Source organism: Rhodococcus parequi, from assembly GCF_046042785.1.
Taxonomy (GTDB): domain Bacteria; phylum Actinomycetota; class Actinomycetes; order Mycobacteriales; family Mycobacteriaceae; genus Prescottella; species Prescottella parequi.
Genome location: NZ_JBDLNV010000005.1, coordinates 396,577 through 410,922, shown reverse-complemented (window position 1 = coordinate 410,922; position 14,346 = coordinate 396,577). Strand labels below are relative to the sequence as shown.

The 14,346-nt window shown below is 69.3% G+C and carries 14 protein-coding genes; 4 read left to right on the top strand and 10 right to left on the bottom strand.

The window, feature by feature from the left end; all coding sequences use genetic code 11:
- Positions 1-41 precede the first annotated feature (41 nt).
- The 5 genes from ABEU20_RS16445 to ABEU20_RS16425 form a co-directional block, all read right to left on the bottom strand.
- Complete coding sequence (locus tag ABEU20_RS16445; RefSeq protein ID WP_420165449.1) at positions 42-1,562, bottom strand: amino acid permease; 1,521 nt, start codon at positions 1,560-1,562, stop codon at positions 42-44.
- 158 nt (positions 1,563-1,720) lie between these two features.
- The gene (gene manA, locus ABEU20_RS16440) at positions 1,721-2,959 is read right to left on the bottom strand and encodes a mannose-6-phosphate isomerase, class I (protein ID WP_420165448.1); all 1,239 of its coding nucleotides are present in this window, start codon (positions 2,957-2,959) and stop codon (positions 1,721-1,723) included.
- Positions 2,959-4,113 (bottom strand): tobH protein, encoded by a 1,155-nt coding sequence (locus ABEU20_RS16435; RefSeq protein ID WP_420165447.1) that lies wholly within the window; start codon positions 4,111-4,113, stop codon positions 2,959-2,961. The genes manA and ABEU20_RS16435 overlap by 1 nt, the downstream gene beginning before the upstream one ends.
- An 85-nt stretch (positions 4,114-4,198) precedes the next feature.
- Positions 4,199-5,581, bottom strand: coding sequence for a phosphomannomutase/phosphoglucomutase (locus ABEU20_RS16430; protein ID WP_420165446.1), 1,383 nt, complete (start codon positions 5,579-5,581; stop codon positions 4,199-4,201).
- 193 nt (positions 5,582-5,774) lie between these two features.
- Positions 5,775-6,173, bottom strand: coding sequence for a DUF3499 domain-containing protein (locus ABEU20_RS16425; protein WP_420165445.1), 399 nt, complete (start codon positions 6,171-6,173; stop codon positions 5,775-5,777).
- Positions 6,174-6,316: 143 nt separating this feature from the next.
- Between ABEU20_RS16425 and ABEU20_RS16420 the strand changes: the two genes are divergently transcribed.
- Positions 6,317-6,808 carry a metallopeptidase family protein gene (locus ABEU20_RS16420; RefSeq protein WP_420165444.1) on the top strand — a complete coding sequence of 164 codons (492 nt, stop codon included), beginning with the start codon at positions 6,317-6,319 and terminating at the stop codon, positions 6,806-6,808.
- A 20-nt stretch (positions 6,809-6,828) separates the two neighbouring features.
- Here the strand turns inward: ABEU20_RS16420 and ABEU20_RS16415 are convergent, their stop codons facing one another.
- On the bottom strand, positions 6,829-7,062 hold the full coding sequence (locus tag ABEU20_RS16415) for a WhiB family transcriptional regulator (protein ID WP_420165572.1): 234 nt from the start codon (positions 7,060-7,062) through the stop codon (positions 6,829-6,831).
- A gap of 482 nt (positions 7,063-7,544) precedes the next feature.
- Between ABEU20_RS16415 and cofD the strand changes: the two genes are divergently transcribed.
- Genes cofD through ABEU20_RS16400 form a run of 3 tightly spaced genes read left to right on the top strand, consistent with a single transcriptional unit; the run spans position 7,545 to position 10,432 of the window.
- Entirely contained in the window at positions 7,545-8,540 is a 996-nt protein-coding gene (gene cofD, locus ABEU20_RS16410; RefSeq protein ID WP_420165443.1) for a 2-phospho-L-lactate transferase, read from the top strand.
- Entirely contained in the window at positions 8,537-9,883 is a 1,347-nt protein-coding gene (locus ABEU20_RS16405) for a coenzyme F420-0:L-glutamate ligase (protein ID WP_420165442.1), read from the top strand. The genes cofD and ABEU20_RS16405 overlap by 4 nt, the downstream gene beginning before the upstream one ends.
- Entirely contained in the window at positions 9,884-10,432 is a 549-nt protein-coding gene (locus ABEU20_RS16400) for an NUDIX hydrolase (RefSeq protein WP_420165441.1), read from the top strand.
- A 63-nt stretch (positions 10,433-10,495) separates the two neighbouring features.
- Here ABEU20_RS16400 and ABEU20_RS16395 read toward each other — a convergent pair whose 3' ends face one another.
- The 4 genes from ABEU20_RS16395 to ABEU20_RS16380 all read right to left on the bottom strand — a co-directional run bounded on the left by ABEU20_RS16395 (position 10,496) and on the right by ABEU20_RS16380 (position 14,326).
- Complete coding sequence (locus tag ABEU20_RS16395; protein WP_420165440.1) at positions 10,496-11,413, bottom strand: NAD-dependent epimerase/dehydratase family protein; 918 nt, start codon at positions 11,411-11,413, stop codon at positions 10,496-10,498.
- A 108-nt stretch (positions 11,414-11,521) separates the two neighbouring features.
- Entirely contained in the window at positions 11,522-12,298 is a 777-nt protein-coding gene (locus ABEU20_RS16390) for an SGNH/GDSL hydrolase family protein (RefSeq protein ID WP_420165439.1), read from the bottom strand.
- A gap of 49 nt (positions 12,299-12,347) precedes the next feature.
- Positions 12,348-13,427, bottom strand: coding sequence for a mannose-1-phosphate guanylyltransferase (manB, locus tag ABEU20_RS16385; RefSeq protein WP_420165438.1), 1,080 nt, complete (start codon positions 13,425-13,427; stop codon positions 12,348-12,350).
- On the bottom strand, positions 13,424-14,326 hold the full coding sequence (locus ABEU20_RS16380; RefSeq protein WP_420165437.1) for a glycosyltransferase family 2 protein: 903 nt from the start codon (positions 14,324-14,326) through the stop codon (positions 13,424-13,426). Before ABEU20_RS16380 ends, manB begins: the two co-directional genes overlap by 4 nt.
- Between the last annotated feature and the right edge of the window lie 20 nt (positions 14,327-14,346).

The window sequence follows — 14,346 nt, the reverse complement described above, 5'->3', positions numbered from 1 at the left end:
CTCGTGTACGTGGTCTAGACAATCGAGCTAATTTGTAAACCTCACGATTTCTGTTCCGACTGCGCGGCGGCGGCACGTTCCCGCACACCGATCATCGAGTGCCGCCGGCTGTAGGCGAAGTAGACGACCACGCCGATCGCCATCCACACCACGAAGCGCAGCCAGGTCTCGACGGAGAGGTTGAACATCAGCCACAGGCAGGAGATGACCGCGAGGATCGGCACGAACGGCACCAACGGCACGCGGAACCCTCGGGGCAGATCCGGACGCGTCCGACGCAGCACCACGACGCCGATCGACACCAGCACGAACGCGAACAGCGTTCCGATGTTGACCATCTCCTCGAGAGTGCCGATCGGGAAGAACGCGGCGAGGACGGCGACGACGACGCCGACCAGCACGGTGATCCGGACCGGCGTGCCGTGTTTACCGGTCGGAGCGAGGCTGCGCGGCATCAGGCCGTCACGCGACATCGCGAACAACACGCGGGTCTGTCCGAGCATCAGGACCATGACGACGGTGGTCAGGCCCGCGAGCGCACCGAAGGAGATCAGATTCTTGGCCCAGTCCATTCCGTTGATCGCGAAGGCGGTCGCGAGCGTCGAATCGTCGCCGGCCAGGTCGGTGTAGTTCACCATCCCGGTGAGCACGAGCGAGACCGCGACGTAGAGCACCGTCACGATCGCGAGGGACCCGAGGATGCCGCGGGGCATCGCCTTCTGCGGGTCCTTGGTCTCCTCCGCGGTCGTCGCCACGACGTCGAAGCCGATGAAGGCGAAGAACACCAGGCTCGCCGCCGCAAGGAGGCCGTACCAGCCGAACGTGCTGCCACCGGCGCCCGTGACGAAAGAGAACAGCGACTGATGGATGCCCTCACCGGTCGATCCGGACTCCGACGGCGGGATGTACGGGGAGTAGTTGTCCCCCTTGATGTAGAAGGCCCCGACCACGACGACGAACAGCACGACCGCGACCTTGATCGCCGTGATCACGGCCGAGACCCGCGACGACAGTTTCGTGCCGGTCGCCAGCAGCACGGTGATGATCGCGACGATGAGCACCGCGCCCCAGTCGATCTCGCGTGAACCGATGTGCCACACCGGACTGGAGCTGCCGAGCACCTCACCGAGGTACAGGGACCAGCCCTTCGCCACCACCGACGCCGCGAGGGCGAACTCGAGGATCAGGTCCCAGCCGATGATCCACGCGACGAACTCACCGAACGTCGCGTAGGAGAAGGTGTACGCACTGCCCGCGACCGGAACCGTGGACGCGAACTCCGCGTAACACAGTGCCGCGAGAGCACACGCGACCGCCGCGAACACGAAGGCCAACGAGACCGACGGCCCCGCGATGTTGCCCGCAGTGCGGGCCGTGAGTGTGAAGATGCCCGCGCCGATCACGACCGCGACACCGAAGACCGTCAGGTCCCACGAAGTGAGGTCTTTGCGAAGTTTGGTCTCCGGTTCGTCGGTCTCGAGAATCGACTGCTCGACCGACTTCGTGCGGAACAGGCCTGATCGGGGCCGTGTGCGGCCGGACTTCGGGTCGGATGTCGCCATCGCTGCCTCCTCGGGAGGTTGGGATGGTGGAAGCCTATGCCGGGAGAAGGCGCCCAGCACGGTTTCGCGACACGCCGTTCGACCTGGAGTTCGACGCCTGACCGGCCGTGGTGCGGTAGGGCTCCGGGTCGTCGCGAATCACCCCAGCGGCCGGGATGTCAGACGCCCACGCCGGCCCGGAAGATCTGGGTGTCGTCGGCGCACGCCTGGATGTGGATCTCGTTGTCCGACGCGGAGATCCACGCCGCACCGCCGCGCTCGAGGACGAGGGACTGCGCGCCGCATCCGAGCTTGGCCGCCCCCGACGTGCACAGCAGGATCTGCGGCCCGTCGGGTTCGATCGTCGCGGCCACCCCCGATTCCGCGTCCGACGCGTCCAGGTCGATGCGGGTCAGCACGAACTCGGGTGCCGGCGTCGCGTACGCGACCTCGCCGACCCTGCCCGTGGGAGCCGGCGCCAGCAACGGGACGTCGACCGAGTCGAAATCGAGCACACGCAGCAGTTCCGGAACGTCCACATGCTTGGGGGTGAGCCCGCCGCGCAGCACGTTGTCGGAGTTCGCCATGATCTCGACGGCGGTTCCGTGCAGGTACGCGTGCAGATTCCCGGCCGCGAGGAACAGACCCTGTCCCGGTTCGAGGGTGATGCGGTTGAGCAGCAGCGCGGCGAGCACGCCGGCGTCGCCCGGGTAGCCCTCGCTCAGCTCGAGCGCGGTGCGTGCCTCGGGGGCGAACTCGGCCTCGGCCGCATCGGTGCGCGACAGGTACTCGACGCAGCCGTCGAGCACGGGCGGCAGCAGCGCCGACAGTGCCGGCGAGGGCAGCGTGATCCACGTCGTGAACAGCGCCCGCAGGCCGTCCGGGTCCGGCTGACCGGCCAGCAACCCCACGTACGGTTCGAGCTGGGCGACGTCGAGCGCCCGGAGGAACCGCACGGTTCGGTGCGGATCCCGAAATCCGGCCAGCGCCTCGAATCTGGTGAGCGCGACGACGAGCTCCGGTTTGTGGCTCGCGTCGCGGTAGTTGCGTTCCGCCGAGTCCACGGGGATCCCCGCCGCGTCCTCCCGCGCGAATCCCTCCCGGGCCTGCTCGGCGCTGGGATGGGCCTGCAACGACAACGGTTCCTCGGCGGCCAGCACCTTCAGCAGGAACGGCAGGCGCTCACCGAACTCCGCGACGCTGCGCTCGCCCAACTCCGACAGCGGCGCCGCGTCGATCACGTCGCGCAGCGAACGGCTCCCGCTGTCCTCGATCACGTGCGCGGGATCGCCCGGATGCGCTCCCAGCCACAGCTCCGCCTCCGGGTGCGCGCTGGGGCTCGGACGGCCGCTCAGTTCCGCGAGCGCGGTCCGTGACCCCCAGGCGTACGACCGGAGCGCCCCTTCGAGTTGGCGCACTAGTTACCACCGATCAGACGTAGATAGGCCGCGCTCATCTCGAGTCGGCCGACGAGAAGTGCCAGCTGTTCCAGGTCGGTCCGGGTGCCCCCCGACCCCGGCGGCCCCGACGCGGAAAGATCCGGTACCGAAAGCTCCGACGCCGAAAGGCCGGACGCGGAGAGATCCGGCACGGCATCGTTGCCGTCGGCGACGACGACGTCCACATCCGGAAGAGCCGCGACCCGACGCTCGACTGCGGCCCGGTTCGCGTCGAACGCGAGCACGATCACCCGCACGGCCGGCGCCGGCGCCGGACCGTCGAGTTCCTCGTCGTGGAAGAACGGGTCGTACCCGGCCGCGGCGGCCGCCGGGAACGTCCGCACCCCGCTCACGGCGTCGGGCAGGTCCGTGGCCACGGCCACCCCGGCGCCGACGCGCAGTAGCGTCTCGCTGCCGTGCCGGGCCACCAGCGCGGTGGTCCGGGAGTCCCCGGTCAGCACGACGCGACGACCCTGCATCCGCGCGGCCAGCGACTTCGCAGGATTGTGGAAGACCTCGTTCGACGGATGGTTTCGCACGGCCTCGGCGTCGACCGCATCGGCGAGACGATCGAGGTCCGGGATGATCCTCGACGACCGTTCGGCCTCGACGGCGACCAGGACTGCCAGGAAGGCCGCGAGGTACCGGAGCAGACCGTGGTGATCGGGTACCGCGACGCGGGGCGGCAGAATCAGTGCCCGCCCGGCACCCGCGGCACGCATCGGCCCCTCGTCCGGTGCGACGACGACGACCTCGGCACCGCGCCGCAGCGCGCTGTCGACGGCCTCGACGAGCCGTGGATCGCCGGCGTCGTCGCCGGCGACGACGACCACGTCGAGCGGCCCCACCCAGGGCGGCGTGCCGACGGACCCGAGCACCGGGACGCCGACCCTGTTGCCGACCGCGGCCTGGGTGAGCTCCGCGGCCCGGGACGCACTGCCGTCACCGCTGACGAGGACGACGCTGCGTGGCTGCATCCCGTGCAGGCGGGACAGGGCGTTCTCGTGGACCGCGGCCGCGGTCGCGCGGATCTGCGCACCGCCGAGCGCCGCGAACCTGAGCGTGCCGTCGACATCGGCGGCGAGCAGGGCGTCGACATCGTCGAGATCGACCAGAGACGACGGAGCTGTCATCGCGAACGCACCTCCCTTTCAACTCCCACTCACCCCTGTCCCCCCGACGAGTCCAGGTGTCTCGAGTATCCCAGCAATCGACGTTCTAGGCGCGGACCGTTTCGAGGATCTCGGTGACGAGCGCGTCGACGTCGGCGGATGTGCGGGCCTCGACGTTCAGGCGCAGCAGCGGCTCGGTGTTCGAGGCGCGCAGGTTGAACCATGCGCCGTCCCCCAGGTCGACCGTGACGCCGTCGAGTCGGTCCACGGAAACCGTGCGGTCCGCGAACTGGGCTATGACGGCCTCGGTCCGCTCGGCCGCGTCCGCGACGGTGGAGTTGATCTCGCCGGACGCCGCGTACGCCTCGTACGACGCCATCAGCTCCGACAGCGGCCGGTCCTGCTCGCCGAGCGCGGCCAGGACGTGCAGTGCGGCGAGCATGCCCGAGTCGGCACCCCAGAACTCGCGGAAGTAGTAGTGCGCGGAGTGCTCGCCGCCGAACACTGCCCCGGTCTCCGCCATCTGCTGCTTGATGAACGAGTGGCCGACGCGGGTGCGGACCGCCGTTCCCCCGAGCTTCTCGACGAGCTCCGGCACGAAACGCGACGTGATGAGGTTGTGGATGATCGTGGCGCCCGGTTCCTTCGCGAGTTCGCGATCGGCGACGAGGGCCGTCACCGCCGACGGCGAGACCGGATTGCCCTTCTCGTCGACCACGAAACACCGGTCGGCATCGCCGTCGAAAGCGAGGCCGATGTCGGCGCCGGTCTCACGCACGAACTTCTGCAGATCGACCAGGTTGGCCGGATCCAGCGGATTCGCCTCGTGGTTGGGGAAGGTGCCGTCGAGCTCGAAGTACAGCGGGAGCACCGTGACCGGCATCGGTTCGAACACGGCGGGGACGGTGTGGCCGCCCATGCCGTTGCCGGCGTCGACGGCGATCGTCAGCGACCGCAGCTCGGCCAGGTTCACCAGGCCGCGGACGAAGCTCGCGTACTCGGCGAGCAGATCCTGCTCGGACACGGTCCCGGCGTCCCCGTCGTACGCGGGAACCCCCTCGGCGACCTCGCGGGCGATGTCGGCGAGGCCGGTGTCCTGCCCGACAGGCTTGGCGCCCGCGCGGCACAGTTTGATGCCGTTGTACTCGGCGGGATTGTGGCTCGCGGTGAACATCGCGCCGGGGCAGTCCAGGATGCCCGAGGCGAAGTACAACTGGTCGGTCGACGCGAGCCCGATGTGGACGACGTCGAGACCCTGCCCGACGACTCCGTCCGCGAACGCCTGCGAGAGTTCGGGCGACGACTCGCGCATGTCGTGGCCGATCGCGACGCGGGTCACCGGACGGCCGCCGGCCGCCTCGTCGTGTACCAGCCGGGCGAACGAGGCGCCCACGTCGCGGACGAAGTCGGCATCGATCTGCTCGCCGACGACACCACGCACGTCGTAGGCCTTGATCACGGCATTCACGGATTCCACAGATCGAGCCACTGCTGGTTACTCCTGCTGTTCGTAGATGCGACAGACGCTGCTCGTCGGACCGAGTCGTCCACCGGGTCGATCACCGAGCCTAGTGTGGACTGTGCCGAGTCCGCCTCCTGAGCGGCAGCGCCGGGCAGGTGGCACGCGTTCGAGAGGAGTTACGGCAGGGTCGACCGAGGGCAGGATCGCGCGCTCGGACCGATCAGTTCGCGGGGTCGGGTAACACGCGCAGGTGACCGCGCCGACCGGTACGCACGATGGGCGATGCCGACGGCGTCGATGTGCCGGCACGGGATTCCGGCGAGCCGTCGTCGGTGCGGGGACGCTCGCCCAGACCTGCCTCGCGGACCGCCTCGGCCAGCGCGGTGAGGTCGTCCTCGTCCGGGGTGCTGGACGAGAAGCCGCCCTCGTAACGAACCAGTTCCCAGCCCTTCGGGGCGGTGATGCGCGACGCGTGGGTCTCGCACAGGTCCCACGAATGCGGCTCGGCCACGGTGGCCAGGGGACCCACCACGGCGGTGGAGTCCGAGTACACGTACGTCAAGGTGGCGACAGCAGGGTTCTTGCACCCAGGTCGGCAGCATCGACGCAGTGATCTCACAAGCAAGGAGACTAACCCCAAGTGTCCGGTTGGCATACTCGGACACACCGAGGGACCGATTACCGAGCCCCCGTGCGGGCCGTGCCGTAGGTCACCGGTGGCGTCCGAAGGTGCGTGGCCGCGGTCGCGGTAATCTCCACGGCATGGCCAGATCCCGTCGCCCCCGCCCCTTGACGTCGCGTTCGGTCGCGCGCCGGGGCCGCGGCATCCGGGGACCGCTGTTCCCGCCGGATCTGCCGGCCGCGCGCACACGCGCGGAGAAGTTCGATCAGTTGGTGCTGGGAGCTTTCGAGCCGATCGACGCTCGATGGCACGATCGGCTCACCAAGCTCGACATCGCGGTCGACGACGTGCCGCGGATTCGGGCCATCGACCCGGACTCGGTGAACTGGCCGCCCGAAGTGGTTGCCGACGGGCCGGTGCCGTTGTCACGGCTCATCCCCGCGGGCATCGATCGGCGCGGCACGGCGACGCGGGCACGCATCGTTCTGTTCCGACGCCCGATCGAATTGCGCGCCAAGGATCCTCACGACCTCGAGGACTTGGTGCACGACGTCCTGGTGGAGCAGGTGTCCACGTATCTGGGCGTGGACCCTGAGGTGATCGACCCCGATCTACCGGGGGCCGACGAGTAGCGAGACGCAGTTTCGAATCGTCAGATGATGCCGCGCTTGAGGCGCCGGCGCTCACGCTCCGACAGTCCACCCCAGATACCGAAACGCTCGTCGTTGGCGAGCGCGTATTCGAGGCACTCGCCACGAACCTCGCACCCGAGGCAGATGCGCTTGGCCTCGCGGGTGGAACCACCCTTCTCGGGGAAGAACGCCTCGGGGTCGGTCTGCGCGCACAGGGCGCGGTCCTGCCACTGTTCCTCTGCCGGATCGAGCATCGCGTCGATACCCGGGATCAGACTGAGCTGAGGAACGGTCACCCCGAGTTCGAACTCGGCGCCGACGCCCGAAGAATCGCCCGCATCGGAATCGGCCCGCGGCTCGTCGTCGACCACGCTCAGAGGAGTGTCGAACTCATACTGCCGGTACTCGTACTGTTGGTACTGCATCGCTCCGCCTCCCCACCTGTGTTCTAGCGCAGAATTAGTCGATCGATCTCGAAAAACACTTCGTGCCGTTCTCGCCTCGAGGGCTACCCGCGCAACAGCTCGAACCATGGTTCGAGCCGACAGCCGCTCCAAGTGAACTCGCCCCTCGAACCTGGAATGACATACATGTGATTAGACATGCCCTGGCGTGTCGGGTCAAGCCGAACGGGAAAAGTCGTTTACTATCCGCACCCCGTCGCACAGCGTGGTACAACCCGGTTCGATGAGACAGCCTCGATCAGCACTGAGCGACAACGCATAGGCTTCGGGTTGTGAAGGTGACTGTATTGGTTGGCGGCGTCGGAGGGGCCCGTTTCCTCCAAGGTGTTCGAAATCTGCTGGGCGACGACTCGTCGGGGCCCGACGGGTCGTCCGATCACGAGATCACGGCGATCGTCAACGTGGGCGACGACGTCTGGATGCACGGGCTGCGCATCTGTCCCGATCTCGACACGTGCATGTACACCCTCGGCGGGGGCATCGACCCGGAACGCGGCTGGGGTCATATCGGCGAAACCTGGAATGCCAAAGAGGAACTCGCGGCCTACGGCGCCCAGCCCGACTGGTTCGGACTCGGCGATCGCGACATCGCCACGCACCTGATCCGCAGCCAGATGCTGCGGGTCGGCTACCCGCTCTCGGCCGTCACCGAGGCGCTGTGCAAGCGTTGGCAGCCAGGAGTTTCCCTGTTGCCGGTCAGCGACGATCGCAGCGAGACCCACGTCGTCATCAGCGATCCGGAGGATCCGACCGGGGAGCAGCAGAAGGCGATCCACTTCCAGGAGTGGTGGGTCCGGTACCGCGCCCAGGTTCCCACGCACAGCTTCGCGTACGTCGGTGCGGAGCAGGCGAAGCCGGCGCCCGGGGTGCTCGAGGCGATCGAGTCCGCGGACATCGTCCTGCTGGCGCCGTCGAACCCCGTCGTCAGCATCGGCGCCGTCCTGGCCGTCCCCGGGATCCGGGGTGCGCTCCGCACCACCCAGGCCAAGATCGTGGGCCTGTCCCCCATCATCGGCGGAAAGCCGTTGCGGGGCATGGCCGACGAGTGCCTCGAGGTGATCGGAGTGGAGACCTCCGCCGAGGCGATCGGGCGTCACTACGGGGCGCGTTCCGGTACCGGCATCCTCGACGGCTGGCTGGTCCACTCGACCGACGAGGCCGACGTCCCCGGGGTCGCGGTCCGCAGCGTGCCGCTGATCATGAGCGATCCCGAGACGACCGCCGAGATGGTGCGGGCCGCGTTCGACGTGGCCGGAGTGAGCCTGTGACGGTGCGCGACCACGGCGCCGGACGAGCCGTCGAGATCCTGCCCGTCCCAGGGCTTCCCGAGTTCCGACCGGGGGACGACCTGGCCGGCGCGATCGTCGAGGCGGCACCGTGGCTCGCCGACGGCGACGTGCTCGTCGTGACCAGCAAGGTGTTCTCGAAGGTCGAGGGGCGGGTCGTGGCCTCTCCCACGGATCCCGACGAGCGAGACGCTGCGCGCCGGCGCCTCGTCGACCAGGAGGCGGTCCGGGTGGTGGCCCGCAAGGGGCGCACGCTCATCACCGAGAACCGACTCGGCATCGTGCAGGCCGCGTCGGGCATCGACGGTTCCAACGTCGACGGCGCCGAACTGGCTCTGCTGCCGGAGGATCCGGACGGCAGTGCCCGAAAGCTGCGCGCCGACATCGCGTCTCGGCTGGGTGTCGACGTTGCGGTGGTGGTGACCGACACGATGGGCCGCGCGTGGCGGATCGGCCAGATCGACGCCGCGATCGGGGCCTCGGGCATCCCCGTCCTGCACGCCTACGCCGGTGCGGTCGACAGCCAGGGCAACGAGCTGTTCGTCACCGAGGTCGCGGTCGCCGACGAGATCGCCGCGGCCGGTGATCTCGTCAAGGGCAAGCTCGGCGGCGTCCCCGTCGCGGTCGTCCGCGGACTGGGCCTGAGCGACGACGGTTCGGCTGCCGAGAAACTGATCCGCCGCGGGCCCGAGGACCTGTTCTGGCTCGGCACCGCGGAGTCGGTGGAGATGGGTCGTCGGGAGGCGCTGCTGTTGCGCCGGTCGGTGCGCGAGTTCTCCGACGACCTCGTCGATCCCGACGCCCTGCGGGACTCGATCGCGGAGGCGCTGACCGCGCCCGCACCGCACCACACCCGGCCGGTGCGTTTCGTGTGGCTGCGCAGCCCCGCTGTCCGCAAGCGCCTGCTCGACGCCATGCAGCAGCGTTGGCGCGACGACCTTGCCGCCGACGGCCTCGACGCCGAGCGGATCGAGCGACGAGTGGGCCGCGGCGACATCCTCTTCCGCGCGCCCGAGGTCGTGATCCCGTTCTGCGTGCCCGACGGGGTGCACGAGTACCCGGACGAGCGCCGCACCCGGGCCGAGTCGACGATGTTCACGGTTGCAGCCGGTGCGGCGGTGCAGGGTCTGTTGGTGTCGCTGGCGACCCGCGGCATCGGCAGCTGTTGGATCGGGTCGACGATCTTCGCGGCCGATACCGTCCGGGCCGAACTCGATCTGCCCGCCGAGTGGCAGCCGCTGGGTGCGATCGCGGTGGGGCATCCGGTGGAAGCACTGGGTCCCCGCGAGCCGGCCACGCCGGGCGATGCCCTCGTGGAGCTGTAGATGTCGGCGCGGTCACTACACGCGTCCGCCCGCGACGTACTGCAGAACTGGGAGACCGACTCCGACGGCGCGGAGTCGTTGCGGCACACGATGCTCGCGTTCCTCGACTCCGCACCGGACGGCTGCCTGCGCGCGCACGTGCCGGGTCACATCACCGCGTCGTCGCTCGTCCTGGACGAGGGCGGCTGCCACGTCCTGCTGACGCTGCACCCGCGGGTGGGCCGGTGGATCCAGCTCGGCGGGCACTGCGAGCCCGACGACGAGACGGTCGTCGCGGCGGCGCTGCGGGAGGCGCGGGAGGAGTCGGGCATCGAGGGCCTGCGGATCGATCCGCGGCTGCTGTCGGCGCACACGCACCCCATCACGTGCTCGCTGGGCGTACCGACGCGGCATCTGGATCTGCGGTTCCTCGTCCGGGCACCGGAGGGAGCGCCGATCACGATCAGCGACGAGTCGCAGGACCTGCGCTGGTGGCCGGTCGACGATCTGCCCGAGGGCGCCGAGAAGGACACGATCGACCACCTGGTGCGGCTGGCGCACTCCCGCTGAGTTCGCTCCCTCCCGGGACACGAAAGGGCCGGTCCCCCAACGGGACCGGCCCTCGTCGTCGAATCAGTTGGCGACTGCCGCCTGCACGATCTCGTACATCTCGGCGATCGCCCGCGCGCAGTCGTTGCGGGTGAAGCCGAGCAGTTCGACGTCGGCCGGATCCGGCTCGTAGGCGATGACGTTGCCGCGCCCCTGGACGATGAAGCCGTCCGGGAGCAGCGGGTGTTCCTCGTTGCGCTCCTCGATGACGCGGTTGCCACCCGCGGCGTCGACGAGCAGCTGGAAGTACTCGGTGAAGGTGAGGTTCTGATCGCCGATCAGGTACGCCTTGCCGGACTCGGCGTTCTGCAGCGCACCCCCGATCGCCTCGGCGAGCGAGTGCGCCGACATGTAGTTGGTGCCGCCGGCGGGGGCGAAGTCGGGAATGCCCGGCTCGTTGCCCGCGGCCCACGAGAACAGCTTGCGGTAGCGCTTGGCGGACACCCCGGAGATGGCGCCGAGGATCGACGGCGGGTTCAGCGTCGAGACGTTGAAGTTCTCGTCGGCGAGGGCGCGGGCTCCCTCGTCCGCAGCCTTGCGGGCCGCGACGTACGGCATCGTCTCGGCGTACTCCGGGTGCAGGTGGTGGTAGTAGCTGCCGACCTGGACGAAACGGGAGACACCCGCCTCCTTGGCGAGCGCCGCGAAGCGCGGTACGCCGCCGGTCTGCGTCTTCTCCCAGAACTCGGCTTCGTCGACACCGCGCCCCATGTGGCGGATGTCCTGGCCCGCGGCGAACACGATGCCCTCGTACGGGGCCAGCTGCGCCGCGGTGAACGTCTGCTCCGTGTAATCACCCAGCAGCACCGGGAAGTCGCGCACCGGCGAGTCGTCGGCCAGCGGGTTACGGGCCGCGACGGTGACGTCGTTGCCGGCCTCGCGCAGGTGCAGTGCCGTGTGGGCGCCGATCATGCCGGTGCCGCCGACGATCAGGATCTTCATGGAATGCCTCTTCCGTAGGAGTGGAGCTGTACTGCGGCCCCGAACCTACGGAAGTGCGTCCCGGCGCCGGATGCCGTTTCTCGGACAGCGGGAGATCGGCCCCGGGCGCTACCGGATCGGGGCGAGCGTGGGCCGTTTCGCCGTGACGCCGTCGCCCGACGACGTGCCGCGCACCCGGCGCCCGATCCACGGGAGGAGGAACTCCCGACGCCAGCGACGGTCGGCCTCGCGCTGTGCCGCCTTGTCGGTGGGCAGCTCGGGACCCAGCGAATCCATCACGATGTGGTGCTCGACGCCCAGGGTCTGCAGAACCCTGATCGCCATGTTCTGGTGGCCGGCGGTCGACATGTGCAGTCGGTCCCAGTCCCACATCCGCAGGTCGCGGTACTCGTCGAAACGCCAGAAGTCGACGATCTGCGCCCCGTGCCGATCGGCAACCTCGCGCACCAGTTCGTTGTAGATCGCGGAACGGCCGCGCAGCTTGCCGAACACCGCGGCCCAGCCCGCGTCGTACGCGGTCCAGACCAGCACCTTCGCGCCGGTCGCGGCGAGTTTGCCGATGGCCTCGTCGTATCGCGCGACCAGCGCGTCGATGTCGATCTTGGGCCGCATGAAGTCGTTGCCGCCCGCGTAGATCGTCACCAGGTCCGGCTCGAGCGCGACGGCGGCGTCGATCTGCTCGTCGACGATGGGGCCCAGCAGCCGACCCCGAACCGCGAGATTCGCGTATCCGAAGTCGGCACTGCGCGTGGCAAGTTCCTCCGCAACCCGGTCGGCCCAGCCCCGCAACCCGTTGGGTCGGGTGGCGTCGGGATCGCCGACGCCCTCCGTGAACGAGTCGCCGAGGGCGACGTACCTGTGGAAGACGGGTTCCTGCGACAACATGCCCCCAGTATTTCAGTAGCAACGCTAAGGAAGCCGGCTGCGTGCGCAATCACACGTCGGTGCTGAACCGCACTCCACCGTCGGGCAGCTTCACTCCGGGCCACACCCGCGCCCCACCGATCAGCTCACACCGCGCACCGACGTCGGCGCCGTCGCCGATCACGGCGTCGCGGATCAGCGCACGCGGACCGATGCGGGCACCGAACCCGATGATGGACCGCTCGACCACCGCACCGGCCTCGACCTGGGCGCCGTCGAACAGCACGGCGCCGTCCAGCCGCGCGCCGGCGCCGACCTCGGCCCCGCGGCCGACGACGGTGCCGCCGATCAGCAGCGCACCCGGCGCCACCCCGGCACCGGGGTGCACGAGCGACTCACCGCGCGGGCCGTCGAGCGCCGGCGACGGCGCGATGCCGCGCACGAGGTCCGCGGAACCGCGGACGAAGTCGTCCGGTGTGCCCATGTCACGCCAGTACGACATGTCGACGTGGCCGAACACGCGCGCGCCGTCGGCGAGCAGGGCCGGGAACACCTCGCGCTCGACCGACACCGGACGATCCGACGGGATCTTCTCGATGATCTCGCGGCGGAAGACGTAGCAACCCGCGTTGATCTGATCGGTCGGCGGATCCTGCGTCTTCTCGAGGAACGCCTTGACCCGGCCGTCCTCGTCGGTGGGGACGCAACCGAACGCGCGCGGATCACCCACCCGCACGAGGTGCAGGGTGACGTCGGCGTTGGTGCGCTCGTGCGTGTCGAGGACCGCGGACAGGTCGGTGCCGCCCAGGACGTCGCCGTTGAAGACCATGATGTTGTCGGCGCGCAGACTCGGCAGGACGTTGCGGATGCCGCCGCCCGTGCCCATCGGCTCCACCTCGGTGACGTACTCGATCTCGAGTCCGAGATCGCTGCCGTCGCCGAAGTGCTCCTCGAACACCTCCGCCTTGAACGACGTCCCCAGGACCACGTGCGTGATGCCGGCCTGCTTGATCCGCGCCAGCAGATGCGTCAGGAACGGAACTCCCGCCGTGGGGAGCATCGGCTTGGGCGCCGACAAGGTCAGGGGACGCAGCCTGGTCCCCTGGCCTCCCACCAGGATTACGGCATCGGTCTCCGCAGCGAGTGTCATGCTTTCCCCTCTGTCTCGATCTCTTCGTCCTCGCGTCCCGTGCGCTGGCGGACGGCTGCCGCAACCGCCAGCTTCGAACGCAGTGCCAGCCCGCCCCGCAGTGCCCACCGCAGCGGCGCCTGCCACCACAGCGGATGCCGGTCGGCCTGGAAGCGATAGGCGCTCTCGTGGTGCGCGGGCAGCATCAGTTCGGGATGCTTGCCGGCCGCATGCCCCTTGGCGTGGGTGACCTCGGCCGAGGGGACGAAGACGTTGAGCCAGCCCGCCCGTCCCAGCCGGTCTCCGAGGTCGACGTCCTCCATGTACATGAAGTAGCGCGAGTCGAACCCGTCCACCGAATCGAACGCGGACCGCCGCATCAGCAGGCACGAGCCGGACAACCAACCCGCCGGCCGTTCGGTGATCGTCTCGTTCTCCTGTCGGTACCGCAGCGTCCACGGATTCGACGGCCACACCGATCCCAGCACCGCGTGCCCGGCGCCCGAGACCAGGTCCGGGACCCGGCGGGCGGACGGGTAGATGCTGCCGTCGGGCTCGCGAACCATCGGGCCCAGGGCGCCGGCGCGCGGCCAACGCTCCGCGGCCGCGAGCAGCTCGTCGATCGACCCCGGCGACCACCGCACGTCGGGGTTGACGACCACGACGAACTCGATGTCGGGGTCGATCTCGGCGACCGCGCGATTGATCGCGCCGCCGTAGCCGATATTGCCGCCGGTACGAAGCAACCGGACATGATCGTGAGCTGCTGCCGCGGCCTCGGGGGCGCCGTCCGTCGAACCGTTGTCGGCGAGAATGACCTGCGGGTTCTCGACCGTCGCATCGGCCAGCGTGCTCAGAAAATGTTCCAGGTGCTCGCCCGGCGAGTAGGTCACCGTCACCACGGCCAGCTGCGAACTCACGCGGGCAAGCCTAGCCCGCG

Bases quoted from the DNA above. Each gene is read 5' to 3' on its own strand.
- ABEU20_RS16445 (WP_420165449.1), bottom strand. From the start codon at position 1,562: ATGGCGACATCCGACCCGAAGTCCGGCCGCACACGGCCCCGATCAGGC.
- ABEU20_RS16435 (WP_420165447.1), bottom strand. From the start codon at position 4,113: ATGACAGCTCCGTCGTCTCTGGTCGATCTCGACGATGTCGACGCCCTG.
- ABEU20_RS16420 (WP_420165444.1), top strand. From the start codon at position 6,317: ATGGCCAGATCCCGTCGCCCCCGCCCCTTGACGTCGCGTTCGGTCGCG.
- ABEU20_RS16415 (WP_420165572.1), bottom strand. From the start codon at position 7,062: ATGCTCGATCCGGCAGAGGAACAGTGGCAGGACCGCGCCCTGTGCGCG.
- ABEU20_RS16400 (WP_420165441.1), top strand. From the start codon at position 9,884: ATGTCGGCGCGGTCACTACACGCGTCCGCCCGCGACGTACTGCAGAAC.
- ABEU20_RS16395 (WP_420165440.1), bottom strand. From the start codon at position 11,413: ATGAAGATCCTGATCGTCGGCGGCACCGGCATGATCGGCGCCCACACG.
- ABEU20_RS16390 (WP_420165439.1), bottom strand. From the start codon at position 12,298: ATGTTGTCGCAGGAACCCGTCTTCCACAGGTACGTCGCCCTCGGCGAC.
- manB (WP_420165438.1), bottom strand. From the start codon at position 13,427: ATGACACTCGCTGCGGAGACCGATGCCGTAATCCTGGTGGGAGGCCAG.